This is a genomic window from Cutibacterium sp. LaCa_89 (genome assembly GCF_058177555.1).
Genome location: NZ_CP190889.1, coordinates 1,870,918 through 1,892,702 on the forward strand (window position 1 = coordinate 1,870,918; position 21,785 = coordinate 1,892,702).

The following is a 21,785-nucleotide window of genomic DNA, read 5'->3' on the forward strand; positions in this document are numbered from 1 at the left end:
GAGGGTTTTCAACCTTTTGATCGATGCTGAGGAGCCTCGTGCTCCGTAGTGTCGGTGGGGTCGAAAGGAATGCCGTGACAGACAGCTCCTCCGCCGCCACCGCGGCCCAGCCCGTCCCCGGACGCTGGAAGGCCCTCGCCGTCCTCGCCGCCGGGCTCTCACTCATCATCCTGGACGGGACGATTGTCGGTGTCGCCCTGCCGACGATGATCTCGGCCCTCGACCTGGACCTCACTGACGCACAGTGGGTCAACGCCATCTACAACGTCATCTTCGCCGCTCTGCTGCTTGGCGCCGGGCGTCTCGGTGACCGGGTTGGCCGTCGTACCACCTTCGCCGCCGGTGTCGTGCTCTTCGTCGGAGGCTCCTTGCTCGCCGCGATGGCGTCAGGTTCTGGTTCACTCATCGCCTCGCGTGCCGTCCAGGGTGTTGGTGGTGCGCTGGTGCTGCCGTCCACCCTGTCCTCGGTGAACTCGCTGTTCCAGGGCAAGGACCGCGCCGCGGCTTTCGGCATCTGGGGCGCCGTCATGAGCGGTATGGCCGCTCTCGGCCCGCTACTCGGTGGAGTCCTGACCGAGTACGCCTCCTGGCGCTGGATCTTCTGGGTCAACCTGCCCTTGGGTCTGCTCGTGCTGGCGGGAATCGCCGCATGGGTGCCACAGACTCGTGGCAAGCAGGCCGAGAAGGGAGTTGACGTCGACGGTCTGCTCACCTCGGCCATCGGCTTCGGCCTGCTCGTCTTCGGCCTCATCGAGGCCACCTCGCTCGGCTGGTGGACCAAGAAGGAGACCCTCAAGGTCTTCGGCTGGTCGTGGCCGGAGAGCTGGTCGATGTCCCCGGTGCCGTGGGCGATCGCCATCGGTCTGGTCTTCATCGCACTGTTCATCGTGTGGGAAAGCCACCGCGCCAAGATCGGCCGTGACGCCCTGATCGACCTCACCCTGTTCCGTGTCGGCACCTTCTCCTGGGGCAACCTGACCGCAGCGACGGTGGCCATCGGTGAGTTCTCGCTGATGTTCGTACTGCCCCTGTTCCTGGTGAACTCGGTCGGTCTGTCGACGGTGCGCACTGGTGTCGTGCTGGCCGCGATGGCCCTGGGTGCCTTCTTCTCCGGGGCCTCGGCCCGTCACCTGGCAGCCCGTGTGGGAGCTCCTGGCGTCGTCGTCCTCGGGCTGGCCCTGGAAGTCGTCGGCGTCGGACTGCTGGCCTGGACGGTCGGCGCCCAGGCATCGACGTGGTTCGTCATGCTGACCCTGGTGGTCTACGGCATTGGCCTCGGCCTGGCATCGGCCCAGCTCACCTCGACGGTGTTGCATGACATTCCCCAGGAGCACTCGGGAGCGGGCTCGGCCACCCAGTCGACGGTGCGTCAGCTCGGCTCGGCCTTCGGTGCTGCGATCGCCGGGTCTGCCCTTGGCTCTGCAATGAGCCACACCATTCCTGACGAGGTGTCCTCGACCAGCGGTGTGCCGACCAAGGTGCTCGACAAGCTGGTCCGGGCCACCCAGGACTCGGCTGGATCCGCCATCACCGGACTGCGCAACGCCTCTCCTGACAGCCCGTTCATCCGTTCACTGGGTGACGCCCGGAACGCCGTCATCCACGGCCTCGAGACTGGTTTTGCACACGCGGCGGCATGGTCGATCGGGTTCTCCGCACTCTTCCTGGTGCTCGGCCTGCTCGGATCCTTCATGGTCATGCGTCAGGCCCGAAGGCAGGAGGCGTGACAACTCACGGGGACGTTGTCGGCCCCGAGGAATACCCTGAGCGGAATCCTTGGTCGCACCTGACCGGTGATGGTTTCTGGAAGGGCGTTCAGCATGGCATCGAGCATGACAGTGCCGCAGTGGCTGCGCAGGCTGTTGCGTCATCCCGAGCGTGCGACACCGAAAGACCTTCGCGATCTCTTCGCGATGGTGGACGACTCCGACCGGATTGTCCCGATGTACCGAGGCCGAGACAATGGCCGGTGGCGTCAGGAGATCGCGGCCCTCAAGCGTGAGGGTGACTACGAACAGGCGTTGATCCTGGCATCCGGATGCATGTTCTCGATGATCTCGATGGCACGGGAGGCCCCTGACACCGCCGACGAGTCCTGGGTCATCGAGGTGGCGAAGATCCTCCACAGGATGAGGTGCTACCCCGAGGAGGCGCGGACGATCGAGTTCTGGCTCAACCTGGGTATCGAGTCCTATCGGATCGACGAACACCTAGACCTGTGGAAACGTCGGGCCAAGGCCCAGGAACTGTGGGCCAAGGTGGAGGGACGCGATGCCACGGAATACCACGAGGAATGGAGACGTCTGGTGGAAGCCGGAAAGCGGACGAAGGACACCATGTCCTTGGACTGGCCCGTCGTCAGTCAGCCCCCGGCGCCGCACACCGTGGCCCCCATTCGGAAGGGCCGCGCGACACGGACGTCCCGACATTCCAGACTGATTCCCTCACCGGAACAGATGGCCTGCGACACCTTCGTCGCCGTGGACTTCGAGACGGCCAACCGGCAGGGCGGGGTGTCCGCATGTCAGCTCGCCATGGTCAGGGTGAGTGAAGGCCGAATCGTCGACCGATTCAACTCCCTGCTGCGTCCTCCTCCCGGATGGGACGCTTTCCAGTTCACCTACCTGCACGGCATCTCCGCAGCAGATGTCCAGCACTCCCCGATGTGGCCTGCGGTGGCCGACGAGATTTCGGAATTTGTCGCCGACTCCCCCGTCTACGCTCACAATGCCATGTTCGACTCCCGGGTGTGGCGCCAGCTCGACGAATACTTCGGCACTGTCACCCTGCCGTCCCCGTTCTTCTGCTCCTATCGGACGGCCCAACGCCTCATCCGTGGTCTGCCCAATTACAAGCTTCCGACGGTACTTCAGGCCTGTGAACCGAATTACCACCTGAATCACCACCGGGCGGACTCCGACGCTGAGGCGTGCGCCCTCATCGTCTGCCAATTGCAGCGACTGGCCAGCCAACTCTGACCTCTCGCCCCAGCCGGTACCCGCCGGGTACTACACGGAGCTGCCAAAAACTGCCCGGAACCGACGATGGTGACGTTGCCATCGTCGGTTTTTGGCAGCTCCGTGTATCAGGACTGCGGGTTGACCGGGGCCCATTCCGGACCAGTCTCGGCAAGTTTGGCGTCCAGCTTGCGGAAGATCGGGCTGGGCTTGACCAGCAGGGTTCCGACCGCGATCTCGCGACGTCCCCACGAAGCCTTCTCCGAAGCGTAGTCACCCATGAGGATGGGGGCAGCACCGTCGGTCTCGACGAGCTCGGGCTGGGCCGCCCACACGCCTTCGCCACCCAGCGCCTCGTAGATCTTCTGGGCCGAGTGCGGCATGAACGGGGTGAGCATGGTGTTGACGTCGCTGACGACCTGAAGGGCCACGTGCAGCACGGTGTTGCGGCGCTCCGGGTTGTCCTTGAGCTTCCAGGGCTCCTGGGCGGAGATGTAGGCGTTGGCCAGTCCGACGATCCTCATGGCCTCGGTGATGGCGGCCTTGAACTTGGCGTGGGCCAGCAGGTCCCCAACGGTGTCGAATCCGCCAGCCGAGGCGTCCAGCAGTTCGCGATCGGCGTCGGTCAGCTCACCGGCAGCCGGGATCTCGCCACAGTTCTTGAAGGCCATCGAGATGGACCGGTTGACGAGGTTGCCCCACTCATTGGCCAGCTCGAAGTTCACCCGCCGGACGAACTCCTCCCAGGTGAAGTCGGTGTCCTGATTCTCCGGGCCGGCCACCGCGATGAAGTAACGCAGGGCGTCTGGTCCGAACTCACGCAGGAAGTCCCCGACGAAGATGGTGGCACCACGCGAGTTCGAGACCTTCGAACCACTCATCGTGAGGAACTCACTGGAGACGATCTCGGTCGGCAGGTCGAGGATGCCGAGCTCCGCGGAAGGCTCGCCTCCCTTGTCACCACGTCCGTTGGTGCCCAACAGGATGCCGGGCCAGATGACGGAGTGAAAGACGATGTTGTCCTTGCCCATGAAGTAGTAGGAGCGGGCATCATCGTCGTTCCAGAACTCGCGCCAAGCATCTGGCTTGCCGATGCGCCGGGCCCACTCGATGGAGGACGACAGGTAGCCGATGACGGCGTCGAACCACACATAGATGCGCTTCATGGGCTCGTTCTCCCAGCCCTCGACCGGCACTTTGACGCCCCAGTCAAGATCACGGGTGATGGCGCGCGGGCGCAGCTCCTCGAGGAGGTTGTGGGAGAACTTGAGAACGTTGGGACGCCAATCGGTGCGGGTGTCGATCCAGGCCGTCAAGGACTCGGCGAGGGCGGGGAGATCGAGGAAGAAGTGCTCGGTCTCGCGGAACTCGGGAGTGGCCCCGGTGGTCTTGGAACGCGGGTTCAGCAGATCGGCCGGGTCGAGCTGACGGCCACAGTCGTCACACTGGTCACCGCGGGCGTCGTCGTACCCACAGATCGGGCAGGTGCCCTCGATGTAACGGTCCGGCAGGGTGCGGCCGGTGGACGGCTCGAAAGCACCCATCTCGGTCTTTTTGACGACGTAGCCGTTCTCGTGGAGGCGGGTGAAGATCTCCTGGGTGACGTGAGCGTGGTTGTCCGTCATCGTCGAGGTGTACAGGTCGTAGGACAGGCCAAGGCCCTGCAGGTCAGAGGCGATGATGCGGTGATACTTCTCGGCGCACTCCTGGGCCGTGAGACCCTCCTGATCAGCCTTGACCGAGATGGCGGTGCCGTGGCAATCCGAGCCGGAGACCATGAGAACTCGGTGGCCCGACATTCGCATGTACCGGGCAAAGACGTCAGAGGGGACACCGAATCCGGACACATGGCCGATATGTCGAGGCCCATTGGCGTAGGGCCACGCGACGGCGGCAAGAATGTTGGCACACATGGTGCGAAGTCTATCGGAACGCACCCTCGCGGCCGCATCGTCCCGCGGTCGGCGTCACCGCGACGTCACCGGCGTTGGTGGGCCGTCACGAGTGGAGGTGACCCCACTTGGCCAGCCGGTGACGGTGGTCGAAGACCTTGTCGACGTCGAAGAAGTCCCGGTAGATGTCGGGGGTGTGACGCATCCCGTATCCGTCGACGTGCAGTCTGCTCTGCACGACGAGGCCGAGGTCGGGCCGCTGGTCCACCGTCGTGCCGCCGGACACGTCGCAGATGACGTCGAAACCGGCCTCGCGGATGACCTTCATGAGGGGCCGTCCAAGGCGGCCAGAGAACCGAACGGGGTGATGTACAGGGACGTGGGGCCCAGGAGTTCGCCGACCTCCCGCTTCCATTTGGCGGTGTCATCGGTAACCCACTCCCGGGTCATCCATTTCGAACCCAGGTCGATGTGTCCGTAGGAGTGACTGGCGAAGGTCCACCCCCGTTTCCTCATGAGGGCGATGATGGGCTTGACGGCCTCCTGTTGGGCGGCCCGGTTGCGCTCGTGACGGTCGGTTCAGTAACCCAGGATGCCTTCGTACCCAGTGAGAGCCAGGGTCGCGGCCGCCCCGTTGAGGCTGAATTCAGGATGGGCACGCAGGTACCCGTCGAGCAGTCCGACGATGCAGTTCGTGGGTTCTTTGAACTGTCTGCCGGTCGACGGGTCCTTGCCGATACTCGACAGGTGCCCGGTCGAGTCGATGATGATCCGGTCCATGAACCCCTTGCCCAGGAGGAAACGGTTGAAGCTGAGGTCGTCGATCGACAGGACGAGGGGATTGTGACCGCGAGGCACGCGCAGCTCGGGGTTGGGCACCACAGCGTGACCGCGAGGCACGAAGCAGTCGGCCAGCGACACGAGGACGTAGCGACGGGCGCGCAGCTCGTCGAGCAGGGCGACGGCCTCCGACCTGGTGATGTACCAGTCGTCGAAGTCCTGCCCCTCCTCGCTGGCGAACGCCACGTGGGGGAAGGGGATGATCTGGTGGATGAACAGATGCTGGACGGTGCCGTGGAAGGGTTCCAGGTCGAACTCGGCCCAGTGCTCGCGCACCGGTTGCCAGTCGTCGACATGGGCGGGCGAGGTCGGCGAGATCGCGGAGGTCGGTGACCCGGGAGCCGCCCCTCGGCGGGTCGGCGTCTCATTCGGGGCGGTCGTCGCCCCGGACTCCTCGCCGGACGAGCCGCTCGCAGCCCCTCACTGGATTTCTCCGCGCATCCGGTGAGAGCCATGAGGGTGGCCCCCATGAACCAGTCACGCCTCGAGAACCGCTTGTGCACCATGCCCACGCTCTCCCCGACCAAAGACAGGACAGTCACCTCATGGCGGCAGATATGTGTATTACCGGTATCCCCCACCATCTCGTACGACCGTACCCTGATGGAAGATCAGCTTCCACCCATGAGGGCCGCGCCGCCACAGCGACGCGCGTAACGACTCCCGCGCCCCGGACCGGTGGCGCCAGCGCAGCAGGACGGTCTGCTCGGACAGCCTCACCACGCCCAGCGCCTCGATGCCGACACGGCTTCCGAGTGTCTGGCTTCGGGCCTCGGCCAGCACACGGCCCCTCGTCCAGATCCTCCCGCTCACCCCGTGTTCGACGAAGTCCTCGTCGAGCAGCTCGGTCAACGCCCTCTGACGCCGGTAGGGGTCGGGGTCGACGAGTCGGCGCTCCAAGGCGACGAGTTCGGCAGTGAGCACCTGGTCGGGATTGGCGGGGGCGGGCGGAAGGTCGAACAGCTCTGACTGGGCTTCGACGGCCTCCTGGGACCGGTCCGATCCGGCCGAGAGGGAATCGTCGGCAACTGTCATCCCCGGTCCGTGGTCGACCGGGGTGCCGTCCCGGAAAGCGGTGGCAGCGGCCCGGGCTCGCATGTCCGCGGCCTCGTTGAGGGCATGGCCCGCATGCCCCTTGACCCACTCGAAGGTGACGTCACGCCCACGCAGCTGGACGTCGATCTGCTCGAGCAGGTCACGGTTGAGGACGGGTTTTCCGTCGGCCTTGCGCCACCCCTTGCGCTTCCATCCTGGCATCCACTTGGTGCAGCAATTGATGGCGTACTGGGAGTCACACAGGATTGTCAGCGGCTCGCCGAGGCCGCCGGTGGACCGTAGCAGGTCGAGGACGGCCATGAGCTCGCCCATGTTATTCGTGCCGCGCGGCCAACCGCCCGCAGCCCAGGTGTCGTCGTCGATGTACCAGGCCCAGCCGGCTGGTCCCGGGTTGTCGAGGGAGGACCCGTCGGCGGCGGCCACGATCATGACTTCTCCTGTTGGTTGGTTACTCGGTCCAGGTCGTCGATGCCGAATGCCTGCGGCAGCACCTCGGCCATCGTCTGCACCCCTGCCGGGGTGTCGATGAGCATCGTCGGACCGCCATGTTCCCACAGCAGCTGACGACACCGTCCGCACGGCATGATCGTCGCACCCATCGCATCGACGCAGCAGAAGGCGAGGAGATGTCCCCCTCCCCCGGCCACCAAATCGCTGATCAACCCGCACTCGGCACACAGGGTGACGCCGTAGCCAGCGTTCTCGACATTGCACCCGACGACGACGCGACCATCCTCGGCAAGTCCGGCCGCGCCTACCGGGAAGTGGGAGTACGGCGCATAGGCACGCTTGGTCAGTTCACGGGCGCGACGGCGCAGCGCCTCCCAGTTGACGTCCACGTCACTCCTTGATGTACGGGGTGCCGTCGGCTGCTGGCGACCTCACCTTGCCCACCAGCCCGGCGACGGCGACGATCGTCGCGATGTACGGCAGGATGAGCAGGAACTGCGAGGGCATCGGGGCGCTGATCGTCGACAGCTCGGTGGACAGCTGTGTCACGAAGCTGAAGAACAGTGCCATGACGGCAGCCAGGCCCGGACGCCAGCGGCCCATGATGAGGGCCGCCAGGGCGATGAAGCCATTACCCACCGTGATGTCCTTCGAGAAGGATCCGACGGTACCGATGGTGAAGTAAGCACCGCCCAGACCGGCGAAGACGCCACCGACAAGCACGGCCGACCAACGAACACCGGCGACGGAGATACCGACGGTGTCGGCAGCCTCGGGATGCTCACCCACGGAACGCACCCGCAGACCCCACTTGGTGCGCCACAGCAGGAACCACACCAGCGGGATGCAGAGGAAGCCGATGTACACCAAGATCGTCTGGTCGAAGAAGATGGGGCCGAAGAACGGGATCTTGGACAGCACCGGAATCGGCACCGCCTCCATGATCGGCGCAGTGTTGTACTTCTCGGCCTCGGGCGAGAGCAGCTGAGTGTAGAGGAAGCCTGTCAGGCCGGATGCGAAGAGGTTCACCACCACGCCCATGACGACCTGGTCGACGAAGTACTTGATGGTGAAGACGGCGAGCAGGGCGGCAGTCAGCACCGAGGCGATGATCGCCGCGACGATGGCCGTGAAGACCGAGTGGGTCATCGATCCGACCAGGGCCGCAGCGAAGGCTGCAGTGAGCATCTGACCCTCGATGGCGACATTGACGACGCCGGCACGCTCGCACATGACACCGCAGAGGGCGCCGAGGACCAGCGGGGTGGCCACCGACAAGGTGCCCTGCAACTGGCCGGCCACCTGGAAGGGCAGTTCACGGCCGGCGGCCGCCCAGCTCAGGAATCCGATGATGATCGCGACGCCGGCCACCACACCGGCGGTGACGGTGAGGGTGTGACGGCTACGGCCCATGAAGAAGGCAGCGGACGCCAACAGACACGCGATGGCGCTGACGAGGACGATCGGGAAACCGGAGACGGTCAGGGTTCCCAGTTCCTTGCCGGCCAGGGCATCCGTGAAGGCGAAGTGGGCCTTGCCGGAGGTCTTGCTCAGCAGGAAGAACAGGATCACCGCCATGATGGCGATGAGCACGCCCGCCGACAGACGGTGGGTGCGACCCTCGCGGGATTCCACCCGCTCGAACTCCAGCTCCTTGTCGAGGCCCTCGCTGGCCTCGGGGGGCAGCTCCACACCAGTCTTGGTGATGTCGGACGTGGTGGGACGAGGAAAACGCGATGCCGGGCTCATGCCAGGGCCCCCTTCGTGGTGGTGTCAGCCGGGACCGGACCGCGGTCACGTTTCCTGCCTCGCTTTTCCTTGCGCGTCTTGAGGAAGGGCAGGATCGTCTTGACCAGCATCGGCGCTGCCACGAACATGACGATGACGGCCTGGATTACTCGGACGAGGTCCAGAGAGGTCTGGGTCATGGCCTGCATGCGCAGACCACCCTGGTTCATGGCTCCCCAGAACAGACCGGCCAGCACGATACCGAGCGGCTTGGAGCGGCCCAGCAGGGCCACCGTGATGGCGTCGAAGCCGATGGTTCCGACCAGGCCGATGGACAGCTGGGTCGGGGTGGCTCCCGAGATCGGGCCCAGGGCGACCTCGACCCCGGCCATACCTGCCAGGCCACCGGAGATGACCATGGTCCAGGCGATGATCGAGTTGGTGTTCATACCGGCAGTGGCCGAGGCATTCGGGTTGGCACCGACTGCGCGGATCTGGAAGCCCAGATGGGTGCGATCCAGCAGCCACCAGGTGCCCACGGCCAGCAGCAGAGCCAGGAAGAATCCCAGGTGCAACTGGGACCCGGCCAGCCGTGGGAAGGTGGCGTTCCAGTCGACGATCGGCGCGATCGGGTCGGTACGACCAGGCATCTGGAAGGCCTTCGTCGTCAACAACCACGCCAACAGACCACTGGCGATGTAGTTGAGCATGATCGTCACGATGACCTCGTTGGCGCCAGCGCGGGCCTTGAGGACGCCGGCGATGGCACCCCAGATGGCTCCGCCCACGAAACCGGCAATCACGGCGAACAGCAGGTGGATGGGCAGCGGCAGGGAGTGGAAGTTGAATCCCACCCAGGCAGCCAGCGTCGCTCCGGCAATGGCCTGGCCCTGACCACCGATATTGAACAGGCCAGCCTTGAAGCCCAGACCGATGGCAAGACCACCACAGATGAGCGGCGCGGACTGGGCCGTCGTCGCAGTGAGGGCCTGCCAGGACCCGAAGGCTCCCTGGAACAGGGCGGCGTAGGCCGAGGAGACCTGAGCCCAGGAATCGGTCAGGGCGTCAGGACGGGAGAAGAGATAGCTCCACTCCTTGTTGATCTCCGGATCTGCAGCGACCATGACGATGGCCGAGACGATGAAGGCCAGCACGAACGCGGCAATCGTCACCCACAGGTCATTCCACCGGAAGGAGCGAGGCGGCTTGGGCTCCACCTTGGTCGCGGCAGGCGCCGTCGTCTCGTTCGACGGGGTGGGCTTCGGGGATTCGGTACTCATTCCGAGACCTCCTTGTGTCCCTTGGCGACGCTGTCACACGCCTCGTCATAACTGAATCCGGCCATCATGAGGCCGAGGACGTCGCGGGGAGTTCCCGTCGGGGCGATGCCGACGATACGACCGCGGTACATCACCGCGATGCGGTCCGACAACGCCTCGATCTCGTCGAGCTCGGTGGAAACGATGAGCACGGCGGTGCCGTTGTCCCGTTCCTCGACGATCCGCTGGTGCAGGAACTCGATGGCGCCAACGTCCACGCCACGGGTCGGCTGTGATGCCACGAGCACACTCAGCGGACGCGACAGCTCGCGAGCCAGGACGACCTTCTGCTGGTTACCACCCGACAGGGAGGACACTGGAAGCGATGCCGAGGGAGTACGGATGTCGAACTCCTCGACGCGGTCGCGGGCGTTGTCAGCGATGCGCCTGAGCTGAAGGTTGCCGTGCTTAGAGTAGGCACCCACCTGGTTCAGGATGAGGTTCTCCGCGATGGAGAACTCCCCGACGAAACCGTCACGCTGACGGTCCTCGGGCACGAATCCCAGGCCAGCTCCGATGGTCTTGATCGGGGCCGCGCCGGTGGTGTCCTTGCCGTCGATGCGGATGGACCCTGAGGTCGGCTTGATGAGACCGAGCAGGGACGACGCAAGTTCGGTCTGGCCGTTGCCCTGCACACCGGCGACACCAAGGATCTCCCCGCCCTCGACGGTGAGAGAGACATTGTCGACGACGACAGATCCGAGGTCATCGGCCACCGTGAGGTTCTCGACCTCGAGACGTGGCCCGGTCGGCCTGGCCTCGTCCTTGTCGACGACCAGCTTGACGGCTCGACCCACCATCATCTCGGCGAGCTCGGCCTCGGACTGATCGGCAGAGGCCTCGCCGACGATCTTGCCGCGACGAACCACCGTGATGTCGTCAGCAATGGCACGGACCTCGCGCAGCTTGTGGGTGATGAAGACGATGGCTCGGCCCTCGTCGCGCAGGGTCTTCATGACGGCCATGAGCTCGTCGATCTCCTGCGGGGTGAGCACGGCGGTGGGCTCGTCCAAGATGAGGTACTTGGCGTCATTGGCCAGGGACTTGAGGATCTCGACGCGCTGCTGGACGCCGACCGGCAGGTTCTCGATCACCGAGTCCGGGTTGACGTCGAAGTGATAGCGATCAGACAGCTCGCGCACCTTCGAGCGGGCTCGTCCCATCGACAGCACACCGGCAGTCGATTCCTCTCGTCCGAGCACGATGTTCTCGGCCACCGTGAACACGTTGACGAGCATGAAATGCTGGTGGACCATCCCGATACCGGCCGCCATGGCCTGCTTGGGATTGTCGAAGTGCTGCTCCACGCCATCGATGTAGACCGATCCCTCGTCCGAGGGCAGCAGCCCGTACAGGATGTTCATGAGGGTCGACTTGCCGGCACCGTTCTCACCGAGCAGGCAATGGATGCGCCCGGGAACGATGTCGAGGTCGATGTGGTCGTTGGCCGTAAGCGTCCCGAATCTCTTCGTGACTCCGCGCAGACTCAGTCCTTCCTTGACTGGAGCGCGGTCGCCGGGTGGGACAGCGGTGGTGTTCATTGTCACGGGGCAGATCCTTCCACGTCTGTTCCCTGATGTCGTGTGAACCGACGACGACGCGCCGACCTCCCGTGGAGATCGGCGCGTCGTCGGCTCACGTGGTTGGCAACTCAGGAGCTGCGCGAACCGAGTTCGCGCTTCACGCTCACTTGGGCTGAGCCTTCGAGGTGATCTTGATCTTGCCGGAGGTGATGTCGGCCTTGATCGTCTTCAGCTCGTCCTTGACCTCAGCGGGGATCTTGGAGTCGAACTCGTGGAACGGGGACAGGCCGGTGCCATGGTCTTCGAGGGAGCCGATGTACGGCTTGCTGTCGAAGCTTCCGTCCTTGGCAGCCTTGATGGCGTCGAACACGGCGACGTCCATGCCCTTGTACACCGAGGTGATGATGTTGGAGCAGTAGGAGGGCTGGGTCTTGCAGCCGTCGCCGTCGACCCAGATGGCGTTGGCCTTGCCGCCGGAGGACTTCACGGCCTGCAGAGCGCCGTTGCCGGCGTTACCAGCGACCGGGAGGATGATGTCCGCACCCTGGTTGAGCAGGGCCTGAGCGGTTGTCTTACCACCAGAGACGTTCTGGAACGGGTTGGGCTGCGGAACGAACTGGCCGTCCTGCTTCTCGGCGTTCCAGCCGATGACCTGCACCGACTTGCTCTTCTGCTTGTTGTAGTAATCGACACCCTGGGCGAAGCCGTCCATGAAGATGGTCACGGTCGGGATCTTCATGCCGCCGAAGGTGGCAACCTTGCCGGTCTTGGTCAGCGAGGCGGCCAGGTAGCCGGCCTCGAAGGAGGACTGAGCGGTGTTGAAGATCAGCGGCTTGAAGTTCGACGGGGCACCCTGAGGGTTGTCGTCGACAATGGCGAACTCGACGTTCGGGTTGGCCTTGGCAGCAGCCACGGTGGGCTTCTCGAGCAGGAATCCGACGGAGACGATGATCGAGCACTTGGCGTCAACCATGGACTGCAGGTTGGTGGCGTAGTCCTTGTCGTCCTTCGACTCCACCTTGGCGGTCTTGACACCGAGGTCACTGGCGGCCTTGCTGAGGCCCTGCATAGAGGTCTCGTTGAAGGACTTGTCGTTGAAACCGGCGGAATCGGAGACCATGCAGGCCTTGAACTCACCAGAGTTCGAGTTGTCCTTTGCGCTCGCCGAGGTGGCGGTGGAACTCGACGAGGATCCCGAGGACGCATCCGGAGCCTGCGCGCACGCCGACAGCGACAGCGCTGCGGCTGCAAGAACAGCGGGAATAGCGAGGTGTGACTTCTTCACGGACTGCCTCCTGGAGCAGACGATGATCCGACGAATGGGGAGCCCATGTGGCAGGTTTCGCCGATCGGGCCATCAAACTGTAACCCTTCCGTAGCGGAATCGACACCTCAACGGACAAACTGAGCCCAGGAAGTGGGAAAATGCCACCCCACTTCTCGCCGGTGCGTCCAATTCATGGGACGAATGAGGCCATCACGCGACCTGATTGATCAGGGCCTCCGCCGCGTCGATGATCGACAGCGTCTCAGTGCCCCAGTTGGCCTCCTGGCTGCGATAAGGACCGGTGGCCAGTGATATCGCCACCGCGGCGGAGCGCAATCTCAGCTCCACCGGGTCAACTCGGGAATCGAAGACGGGCACCCAGGCCGCCAAGATCTGCCGCACCCGGTCGGCCTGGACGGCATTCATGTGTTGCACCGTCGACAGATGGGCCACCAGGCAGGCGAGATCGTCGGCCCGACGGCCCGGTCCGATGGTGTCGACGTCGAGAATCCCGCACACCTGACCATTCCAGACATGGATCTGGCCTTCGTGGAAGTCACCATGGGTGGGTTCGTTGCCCTGTGGCACACCCATCAACCCCTGGGAAATGATCCGCGCCATCCTGTCCAGGCGAGCTTGTTGATCGGGCATTGCGGCAGCGACCATGCGACAGTAGTGGTCCACCGAGTCACTCCACGAGGATCGTCGGGGCAGGTCGCACACCTGCGGAGGGAGCTGGTCGAGCAGCCCGACAAGACTCTCGGCGGTGCAGGGATTCCCGAGTTCGAAGAGGGCCTTGCTGAGAGGGTGCCCCGGCAATTCGGTCAGGAAGAGCAGATTGTCGTCAGTGATCCCGGCGACGCGGGGACTCGGCACGGACGCACGCGTGAGGAGATCATGTCGGGCCACGGTCGCCTGGAAGATGCCATCGCGTAGCACCTTGACGTAGAGGCGTCGGTTGGCGACCTCCACACATAACACCGCGCGACGCCTGGGCCGGTACCCGATCATCCGAAGGTTGATCTGATCGGCACTGACGCGACCGTCGACCAACCCCAGGTCCGAGATGATGGCCGCCATCTGCTCGGGATAGGCGGCCCGGGACAACCCCGGCAGGTCGGGATCGTCGGGGTACCGCCACACGGCGACCTCCCGCGACCCGTCAACGTAGATGTCCGCGCGAGAATCGGTCATCGCAGGACCACTGGCACGAGCACTCATACCAAAGAGCTCCTGCCGCTCCCCCGTCGGCCAGTGCACACGCGCCTGGTAGGTCGCTGTGGTGGACTGGCCGGGGTTGGCGTCGACATGGTCGAGGTGCCATTCCAGCAGGATCCCGTCGGCGTGCTCGACGGCCGCCTTCAGCAGTTCTTCGGCTTCCGGGCCGGTGAGCAGAACCGCCCCGTCAGCGTCCTTCCCCGGACCGCCGAGCCACGCAGGTCGTCTCACGCGCTTGCCGCCTCCCGCTGGGGGCGCGGGGCAGCAGAGGCTCCAGCGGTCACGATCGGAGCAGCCGGCGCGTCGAGCCTACGAATCCTCAGCCATGCAGCACGAAGACCGTCGGCCTCGGTCACCGTCAGTTCGACATTGGGAGTGGGTTCCTCGTCCTCGTTCTCCTCCTCGGCCACGAAACCGACCGGGTAGAGGTGGACGTCGACCTGGGCCCCCTTGACAGGAACCTGTCCGGTCTGGGCCATGAAGTATCCGGCGACGGTGTCGTAGGGCCCCTCGGGCAGCACCAGACCGACCTTCTCCGCGAACTCCTCGATGGTCGTCAGACCGTCGATGTCACGCTGTCGGACGTGGGCCAGATCGGAGGGCTCAACGGTGTCGTACTCGTCAGTGATGTCGCCGACGATCTCCTCGACGAGATCCTCCAGGGTGACGATGCCGGCCGTGCCGCCGTACTCGTCAAGGACGATGGCCAGGTGGGCATGGGCTCGACGCATCTCCGTGAGGGCCTTGAGCACCTTCACGGTGTCGGGCAGGGAGACGACGGTGCGCACGAGCTGGGACACCCGGCTGTTACGGATCTGGGGATCGAGCTCGAGCAGGTCACGTACGTGGACGAATCCGAGCACTCGGTCCGCCGAGCCGTCGATGACCGGGTAGCGGGAGTGGGATCCGTCCCGGACCACCTGGGCCCCTTGAACGGCCTTCATCGACCCCTGCAGGAAGTCCACCTCGGTTCGGGGCACCATGACCTCACGCAGGGACTTCTCCCCGACGGCAAAGACCTCGTCGAGGATGGTGCGCTCCTCGTCACCCAAGGTGGCCGACGAGACGACCATCGAGCGGATCTCCTCGTCGGTGACCTCCTCGCGGGCAGCTGCGGGGTCACCACCAAGGATCTTGACGACGAAATCGGTCGAGACACCCAGGAACCAGATGATCGGGCGGAACAGGGTCGCAATGCCGTTGACCATCGGGCCCAGCACCAGGGAGAATCCCTCGGCTCGTTGCATGGCCAGCCGCTTGGCGACCAGCTCTCCCAACACGATCGAGAAATAAGAAATGATGATCGTGATGATGACGAGGGCGACGGTGCCGGCAACGGAGGCCGACATTCCCCAGGACTCAAAAACCGGCGCGAGCTGATTCGCCAGTGTGGCACCACCGAATGCCGAGGCCAGGAAACCCGACAGGGTGACGCCAATCTGGACAGCAGACAGGAAGCGGTTGGGATCTGATTGCAGCTGCTGGATCGAGCGGCCGCGCGATCCACGGGTGGCCGCCAATTGCTTGACCTGGGAATCGCGGAGGCTCACCAGCGCCATCTCGGCAGCCGAGAACACTCCTCCCAGGAGGATGAACAGCAGAATGATGGCGGCGTTCTCAAGGACGTCAGCCACGGACCTTCACCATTCCTCTCGTCATGGAGGCAAGGATGAAGGTGTCGGGACTATCGCCCTCCCGGTCATCGTTGTGCATAAGACCAAGAATAAGGGTTCTGCGCGGCAAAACTCCAAGGAAGAAGTGGTCAGGGCGAAATATTGCCGCTCAGAACGTCCAAGCTCCACCACGTCGAGAGCCCCGTCACAGCAAAGACGAAAATCACCTGGACCCATCGCGGACAGCTGGACAACAGTCTCGCCACCGGCAGAAATGCCGGGAACGCGGGCAGGAGAAACCGAGCCTTCGCATTGAAGAATCCTTGCATGAGCCCCACGAAGACCACGGTGACGAGAACGTAAACCGTCAGCCAGACATTCTCCTGGTGAACCGCCGTGACGAGGCCAAGGAGGAGGTACAGGCACCATGACAGTGCGACGAGACCAAAATACCGCCAGTCACATGGCGGTTGTGACAGCTTCCCCTGAACGAATGTCCAGGTATCGGCTGGGGTACCCATCTCGCTCCCCCAGGCCTTCTGGACCAGTAGGTAGCCATTCCACTTGCCAGTTCGACAGGCGACGAGGAGGAACCATGTCAGCAATCCGAGTGGGCTGAGCGCCATTCCCACGAAGCGACGCCACCGCTGGTCGCGCTGCACCGTGGAGAACACGCTCGTCAACCATGCCAGTCCAAAGACGATGCACACCGGGGCCACGGATGCCCGGAAAAGCCCCGCGGCTCCGACGCAGGCTCCGGCAAGGAGCCACCGTTCCGACAGGATGGCCAACAATCCCAGCCCGACGAGAGCGATGAACCACCCCTCGGTGTACCCCATCGACTCGACAACGGCTCGCGGCGCGGCTCCCCAGCACACCACCAGCATGACGGCCGCCGTCGGCCCCGCAATCCGTAGACCGATGGCGGTGACGACCCCGGCGGCCAGCAAGAACCCCATCTGTCCGGCGACGAAGACGGCCGGTCGAGCGGACAGACCCGTCGTCAGCATGACGGCTCGGCCCAGTGCTGGCAGGCCTGGTAGGAAGGCGAGATCGGACGACCACGGGTCAGTGTGCCCGAAGACGGTGTGTGGCCAGTGGTATCCGCCCACAGCAATGATCGAGTACCACTTCCCGTCCCATCGGGTCAGGCGCGAAATGACCTCACCGTCCGGCGCCAGGGCCGCAACAAGGACGAGGCGTTGGGTCACCCACACGAGAAGACCGACGCCGATAGTGATGAACCACCGACATCGGTCGACGTCGTCAGGCACGGCCGGAGTCCGGCCAGTGCTCACAGGGAGTCAATGATGGCGTTGAGGGTGGTGCTGGGGCGCATGGCATCCTCCACGAGTTCCTCGTCAGGGTGGTAGTAACCGCCCATGTCCACCGGATTGCCCTGGACACCGTTGAGCTCGTCAAGGATCTGGGCCTCGCGGGCGGCCAACTCGGTGGCCACGTCGGAGAACCGGTCGGCGAGTTCGGGGTCATCCTTCTGGGCAGCCAACTCGCCAGCCCAGTATCGGGCCAGCCAGTAGTGCGAACCACGGTTGTCGATCTGACCGAGTTTGCGTGCGGGAGAGCGGTCGTTCTCCAGGAAGGCACCGATGGCCTTGTCCAGGGTGGCGGCGAGAACTCCGGCCTTGGTGCCATCGGTGGTCTGGTCGATGTGTTCGAGGCAGGCGCCCAGGGCGCAGAACTCGCCCAGGGAATCCCAGCGCAGGTAGTCCTCAGCGACGAACTGGGCGACGTGCTTGGGAGCCGAGCCGCCAGCACCGGTCTCGAACAGGCCGCCACCGGCCAGCAGTGGGACGACCGAGAGCATCTTGGCGCTGGTGCCGATCTCAAGAATCGGGAAGAGGTCCGTGAGGTAGTCACGCAGCACGTTGCCGGTCACCGAGATGGTGTCCTCTCCGCGACGGATGCGTTCCAGGGTGAACTTCATGGCCTCGGCCGGGGCAAGGATGCGGATGTCCAGACCCTCGGTATCGTGCTCGGGCAGGTATGCCTTGACCTTCTCGATGACCCGGGCGTCGTGGGCGCGATTCTCGTCGAGCCAGAAGACCGCCGGGGTGTTGGTGATGCGGGCTCGCTCGACGGCCAGACGCACCCAGTCGCGCACCGGGATGTCGCGCACCCGGCTCATGCGCCAGATGTCGCCCGTCTCGACCTGCTGGCTCGTCAGCACCTCGTCTCCGGACCGCACCTCGACGCGGCCATCGTGGACGACCGTGAAGGTCGTCGGGTGGGAGCCGTACTCCTCGGCCTTCTGGGCCATCAGGCCGACGTTCGGGACATCGCCCATGGTGGCAGGGTCGAGGGCGCCGTTCTGACGGCAGTCGTCCATGATCGCGGCGTACATCGTCGCGTAGCTGCGGTCGGGGATGCAGGCGAGGGTCTCCTGACGCTTACCCTCGGCATTCCACATGCAGCCGGAGTCGCGGACCACGACCGGCATCGAGGCGTCGATGATGACGAGGTTGCCGGCGTGCAGGTTGGTGATGCCGTGGTCGGAATCGACCATGGCCAGGGCCGGACGGGCCTGGAAGGCGGAATCAATGGCAGCCCTGACCTCTGCGGCGCGGTCGGTCGGGAGCTTCTCCAGACGGGCGTAGAGATCGCCCAGGCCGAGATCCGGGTTGACCCCGACGGAGTCGAGATCATCGCCGTACCTGTCGAAGACGTTGGCCAGGAAGGTACGCACCGCGTGTCCGAAGAGGACCGGGTCGGAGACCTTCATCATCGTCGCCTTGAGGTGGACCGACCACAGCAGGTCCTCCTCCTTGGCCAGGGCCAAGGAGGAGGCATAGAACTCGTCGAGGGCATCGACGGACATGTAGGTGGCGTCGACGACCTCTCCCTCGAGGGTCTTGATACCATTGGCGAGGGTGGTCTCGGAGCCGTCAGCCCCGACGAGAACGATGTCGAGGTCCTGGCCCTTGGAGACGAAGGACTCCTCGTGGTCGAAGAAGTCCCCATGATCCATGTGGGCGACGCGAGCCTTGACCTGATCGGACCACTTACCCATGCGGTGCGGATGGGCCTTGGCGTACGCCTTGACGGCGGCGGGGGCACGACGGTCAGAGTTACCCTGACGCAGCACCGGGTTGACGGCCGAGCCGAGCACGGCGGCGTAGCGGGCGGCTGTCTCCTTCTCCTCGTCGGTGGAGGGCTTGTCCGGGAAATCCGGCAGGTCGTATCCCCGGGACTGCAGCTCAGCGATCGCGGCCTTGAGCTGTGGGACGGAGGCGGAGATGTTCGGCAGCTTGATGATGTTGGCGTCAGGGGAGCCAGTGAGCTCGCCGAGCTCGGCCAGATGGTCGGCCACCTTCTGACCCTCGGCCAGACGATCCGGGAACTGAGCCAGGATTCGCCCGGCCAGGGAGATGTCCGAGGTCGTGATGTCGATACCTGATTCGTCGAGGAATCCCTCCACGATGGGCAGCAGGGAATACGACGCGAGGGCGGGGGCCTCGTCGATCTTGGTCCAGACGATGGTGGGCATGCACGAACTCCTGTGGTCGAGGGAACGCCGCGATGCGGCCGTCGAAGGCCCGGTGCGGCACTGTTCATCACAATAGTGGAGGAAGTGGACAAAACAGCCCGAGCAGCGATGGAACATTGCGGAACACCCCGAAGGCCGCAGCCGTCCCTCAATCCGCTCCTCGAAACTACCCTCCCCATGGGGTTGGGCCGACTACCGTACCGGTCATGTCGGAACCCCACGAGCTCGTCGTCACCTGGACCAGCCCCGATCAGCCAGGACTCGTCCATGCCGTCACCGGGGCGTGTGCTCAGGTTGGCGGAAACCTCACCGAATGCCAGCAATTCACCAGCGCCGACACCGGAAACTTCTTCATCCGGTTGCAGGTCGAGTCGGTGAGCAGCCGAGCTGACCTGGAATCCGCCGTGGCGGAACTGGCTGAGCGCTACCACGCGACATTCCGCATCGACGAGCTGGGACGTCCGGTCCGCACCCTCATCCTCGCGTCCACGGCACCTCACTGTCTGTCGCACCTGCTGTTCAACCGAGATACCGGCCGGCTGCCCATCGACGTCGTGCAGGTGATGGCCAACCATCCTGATCTCGCGAACCTGGCGGAGTTCCACAGGGTGCCGTTCCGGTGGCAGGAGGTCGACAAGGAGTCCAAGCCAGCCTTCGAGGAGGAGGTACTGCGCACCGTCGACGATCTCGACGTCGAGTTGGTGGTCCTGGCCCGCTACATGCAAATCCTCTCGCCCGAGCTTTGCGAGCAGCTGTCGGGCCGATGCATCAACATCCACCACTCGTTCCTTCCCGGCTTCAAGGGGGCCAGCCCCTACCGCCAGGCCCATTCCCGCGGGGTCAAACTCATCGGCGCCACGGCCCATTTCGTCACCGTCGACCTCGACGAGGGGCCCATCATCGAGCAGCGGGTCCAGCGCGTCGATCATTCCCAGACCGTCGCCCAACTGACGGCCGTCGGACAGGACACCGAGTCGGCGACCCTCAACGAGGCCGTGCGCCTCTTCGCCGAACATCGCACCTTCCTGGATGGCATGCGTACCGTCATCCTCAGCTGAGGGCCCGCGCAACCGCTGGGCGCACGACGGGAGAATTCTCACCGCAGCGACCTGTTCCTGATGCGAATGACTCCCCCGACCAATCTCGCGCTGCCGCCGCGAGTAGGCTTTGAAATAGCCAAGTGTCATCGAGGACTTTCAAGGAGAGATCCATGACCCAGACCCCAGTCAAGATTGCCGTCACCGGTGCTGCCGGCCAGATTTGCTACAGCCTGCTGTTCCGTATCGCCTCCGGTTCGCTGCTCGGGGACACCCCCATCGAGCTTCGTCTTCTCGAGATCACCCCGGCCCTCAAGGCCCTCGAGGGTGTCGTCATGGAGCTTGACGACTGCGCCTTCGGCAACCTCGTGAACATCGAGATCGGCGACGACCCGAAGAAGGTCTTCGACGGAGCCAACGCCGCCTTCCTCGTCGGTGCCATGCCCCGTAAGGCCGGTATGGAGCGTTCCGACCTGCTCACCAAGAACGGTGCCATCTTCACCGCCCAGGGCAAGGCCCTGAACGAGGTCGCCGCCGACGACGTTCGCGTTCTCGTCACCGGCAACCCCGCCAACACCAACGCCCTCATTGCCGCCACCAACGCGGCCGACATCCCGAACGATCACTTCGCCGCCCTGACCCGTCTGGATCACAACCGCGCCAAGACTCAGCTGGCCCGCAAGACCGGCAAGACCGTCAACGACGTGCGTCACATGACCATCTGGGGCAACCACTCCTCCACCCAGTACCCCGACGTCTTCCACGCCGAGGTCGCTGGCCAGAAGGCCACCGATCTGGTGGACGAGGCCTGGATCGAGAACGAGTTCATCCCGACCGTCGCCAAGCGCGGCGCCGCCATCATTGACGCCCGTGGCGCTTCCTCGGCCGCTTCGGCCGCCAACGCCACCGTCGAGTGCATGCGCGACTGGATGGGTTCCACCACCGAGGGTGACTGGGTCTCCATGGCCATCCCGTCCGATGGCTCCTACGGAGTGCCTGAGGGACTCATCTCCTCCTTCCCCGTAACCGTCAAGGACGGCAAGGTCGAGATCGTCCAGGGTCTCGAGATCGATGACTTCTCGCGTGCCAAGATCGACGCCTCCGTCAAGGAGCTCGCCGACGAGCGCGACGCCGTCAAGGAGCTCGGCCTCATCTGATCGACCGATCACTGAGGGACGGGCCCGGGAACTTCAGTTCTCGGGCCCGTTCTGCGCGTCATGGCGCCATTTTCGGGACTTTGAGCAGGTTGTCGTCCGTCTGGAGAGATGCACCACACCCTTGCACGAACGTGCAAGGGTCCGGGTCGCCAAGTCCGCTCACAATGATGCTTGTCACCCTGTCGCTGCAGGGTTTTCATCGGTTCTTCAGCCCTCGATACAC

Annotated in this window: 18 protein-coding genes; 4 read left to right on the top strand and 14 right to left on the bottom strand. The window is 64.5% G+C overall.

Annotated elements, in window-relative coordinates:
* Positions 1–74 precede the first annotated feature (74 nt).
* Together ACP8LP_RS08610 and ACP8LP_RS08615 are read left to right on the top strand one after the other, a co-directional pair.
* Entirely contained in the window at positions 75–1,727 is a 1,653-nt protein-coding gene (locus ACP8LP_RS08610; protein WP_462581887.1) for an MFS transporter, read from the top strand.
* 729 nt (positions 1,728–2,456) lie between these two features.
* On the top strand, positions 2,457–2,978 hold the full coding sequence (locus tag ACP8LP_RS08615) for a 3'-5' exonuclease (RefSeq protein ID WP_231128580.1): 522 nt from the start codon (positions 2,457–2,459) through the stop codon (positions 2,976–2,978).
* 107 nt (positions 2,979–3,085) lie between these two features.
* Here the strand turns inward: ACP8LP_RS08615 and metG are convergent, their stop codons facing one another.
* From metG to ACP8LP_RS08685, 14 genes are all read right to left on the bottom strand, one after another.
* Positions 3,086–4,870 carry a methionine--tRNA ligase gene (gene metG, locus ACP8LP_RS08620; RefSeq protein ID WP_063279520.1) on the bottom strand — a complete coding sequence of 595 codons (1,785 nt, stop codon included), beginning with the start codon at positions 4,868–4,870 and terminating at the stop codon, positions 3,086–3,088.
* An 85-nt stretch (positions 4,871–4,955) separates the two neighbouring features.
* Positions 4,956–5,177, bottom strand: coding sequence for a hypothetical protein (locus ACP8LP_RS08625; RefSeq protein WP_484483109.1), 222 nt, complete (start codon positions 5,175–5,177; stop codon positions 4,956–4,958).
* Positions 5,174–5,365, bottom strand: a complete 192-nt coding sequence (locus ACP8LP_RS08630) for a hypothetical protein (protein WP_484483110.1) — start codon at positions 5,363–5,365, stop codon at positions 5,174–5,176. The genes ACP8LP_RS08625 and ACP8LP_RS08630 overlap by 4 nt, the downstream gene beginning before the upstream one ends.
* Positions 5,366–5,428: 63 nt before the next feature.
* Positions 5,429–5,965 (bottom strand): hypothetical protein, encoded by a 537-nt coding sequence (locus ACP8LP_RS08635; RefSeq protein ID WP_484483111.1) that lies wholly within the window; start codon positions 5,963–5,965, stop codon positions 5,429–5,431.
* A 288-nt stretch (positions 5,966–6,253) separates the two neighbouring features.
* Entirely contained in the window at positions 6,254–7,174 is a 921-nt protein-coding gene (locus tag ACP8LP_RS08640) for an RNase H family protein (RefSeq protein WP_063279521.1), read from the bottom strand.
* Positions 7,171–7,584: a cytidine deaminase gene (locus ACP8LP_RS08645; protein ID WP_063279522.1), complete on the bottom strand. Its 414-nt coding sequence runs from the start codon at positions 7,582–7,584 to the stop codon at positions 7,171–7,173. The genes ACP8LP_RS08640 and ACP8LP_RS08645 overlap by 4 nt, the downstream gene beginning before the upstream one ends.
* 1 nt (position 7,585) lies before the next feature.
* Entirely contained in the window at positions 7,586–8,944 is a 1,359-nt protein-coding gene (locus ACP8LP_RS08650; protein ID WP_252908218.1) for an ABC transporter permease, read from the bottom strand.
* Complete coding sequence (locus ACP8LP_RS08655; protein WP_065673806.1) at positions 8,941–10,203, bottom strand: ABC transporter permease; 1,263 nt, start codon at positions 10,201–10,203, stop codon at positions 8,941–8,943. Before ACP8LP_RS08655 ends, ACP8LP_RS08650 begins: the two co-directional genes overlap by 4 nt.
* On the bottom strand, positions 10,200–11,789 hold the full coding sequence (locus ACP8LP_RS08660; RefSeq protein ID WP_063279525.1) for an ABC transporter ATP-binding protein: 1,590 nt from the start codon (positions 11,787–11,789) through the stop codon (positions 10,200–10,202). Before ACP8LP_RS08660 ends, ACP8LP_RS08655 begins: the two co-directional genes overlap by 4 nt.
* Before the next feature lie 139 nt (positions 11,790–11,928).
* Positions 11,929–13,050: a BMP family lipoprotein gene (locus ACP8LP_RS08665; RefSeq protein WP_484483112.1), complete on the bottom strand. Its 1,122-nt coding sequence runs from the start codon at positions 13,048–13,050 to the stop codon at positions 11,929–11,931.
* A 192-nt stretch (positions 13,051–13,242) separates the two neighbouring features.
* A complete protein-coding gene (locus tag ACP8LP_RS08670) occupies positions 13,243–14,481 on the bottom strand; it encodes an aminoglycoside phosphotransferase family protein (RefSeq protein WP_484483113.1) in 1,239 nt (412 codons plus the stop codon).
* Entirely contained in the window at positions 14,478–15,884 is a 1,407-nt protein-coding gene (locus ACP8LP_RS08675) for a hemolysin family protein (protein WP_016665965.1), read from the bottom strand. The genes ACP8LP_RS08670 and ACP8LP_RS08675 overlap by 4 nt, the downstream gene beginning before the upstream one ends.
* 128 nt (positions 15,885–16,012) lie before the next feature.
* Positions 16,013–17,161 carry a hypothetical protein gene (locus ACP8LP_RS08680; protein WP_051128947.1) on the bottom strand — a complete coding sequence of 383 codons (1,149 nt, stop codon included), beginning with the start codon at positions 17,159–17,161 and terminating at the stop codon, positions 16,013–16,015.
* Positions 17,158–19,368, bottom strand: a complete 2,211-nt coding sequence (locus ACP8LP_RS08685; RefSeq protein WP_484483114.1) for an NADP-dependent isocitrate dehydrogenase — start codon at positions 19,366–19,368, stop codon at positions 17,158–17,160. The genes ACP8LP_RS08680 and ACP8LP_RS08685 overlap by 4 nt, the downstream gene beginning before the upstream one ends.
* 206 nt (positions 19,369–19,574) lie before the next feature.
* Between ACP8LP_RS08685 and ACP8LP_RS08690 the strand changes: the two genes are divergently transcribed.
* Together ACP8LP_RS08690 and ACP8LP_RS08695 are read left to right on the top strand one after the other, a co-directional pair.
* Positions 19,575–20,426 (top strand): formyltetrahydrofolate deformylase, encoded by an 852-nt coding sequence (locus ACP8LP_RS08690; RefSeq protein WP_016665968.1) that lies wholly within the window; start codon positions 19,575–19,577, stop codon positions 20,424–20,426.
* Between the two features lie 152 nt (positions 20,427–20,578).
* On the top strand, positions 20,579–21,562 hold the full coding sequence (locus ACP8LP_RS08695; RefSeq protein WP_016665969.1) for a malate dehydrogenase: 984 nt from the start codon (positions 20,579–20,581) through the stop codon (positions 21,560–21,562).
* Positions 21,563–21,785: the final 223 nt, after the last annotated feature.

Bases quoted from the DNA above. Each gene is read 5' to 3' on its own strand.
- ACP8LP_RS08695 (WP_016665969.1), top strand. From the start codon at position 20,579: ATGACCCAGACCCCAGTCAAGATTGCCGTCACCGGTGCTGCCGGCCAG.
- metG (WP_063279520.1), bottom strand. From the start codon at position 4,870: ATGTGTGCCAACATTCTTGCCGCCGTCGCGTGGCCCTACGCCAATGGG.
- ACP8LP_RS08655 (WP_065673806.1), bottom strand. From the start codon at position 10,203: ATGAGTACCGAATCCCCGAAGCCCACCCCGTCGAACGAGACGACGGCG.
- ACP8LP_RS08615 (WP_231128580.1), top strand. From the start codon at position 2,457: ATGGCCTGCGACACCTTCGTCGCCGTGGACTTCGAGACGGCCAACCGG.
- ACP8LP_RS08625 (WP_484483109.1), bottom strand. From the start codon at position 5,177: ATGAAGGTCATCCGCGAGGCCGGTTTCGACGTCATCTGCGACGTGTCC.
- ACP8LP_RS08640 (WP_063279521.1), bottom strand. From the start codon at position 7,174: ATGATCGTGGCCGCCGCCGACGGGTCCTCCCTCGACAACCCGGGACCA.
- ACP8LP_RS08685 (WP_484483114.1), bottom strand. From the start codon at position 19,368: ATGCCCACCATCGTCTGGACCAAGATCGACGAGGCCCCCGCCCTCGCG.
- ACP8LP_RS08630 (WP_484483110.1), bottom strand. From the start codon at position 5,365: ATGAGGAAACGGGGGTGGACCTTCGCCAGTCACTCCTACGGACACATC.
- ACP8LP_RS08690 (WP_016665968.1), top strand. From the start codon at position 19,575: ATGTCGGAACCCCACGAGCTCGTCGTCACCTGGACCAGCCCCGATCAG.
- ACP8LP_RS08650 (WP_252908218.1), bottom strand. From the start codon at position 8,944: ATGAGCCCGGCATCGCGTTTTCCTCGTCCCACCACGTCCGACATCACC.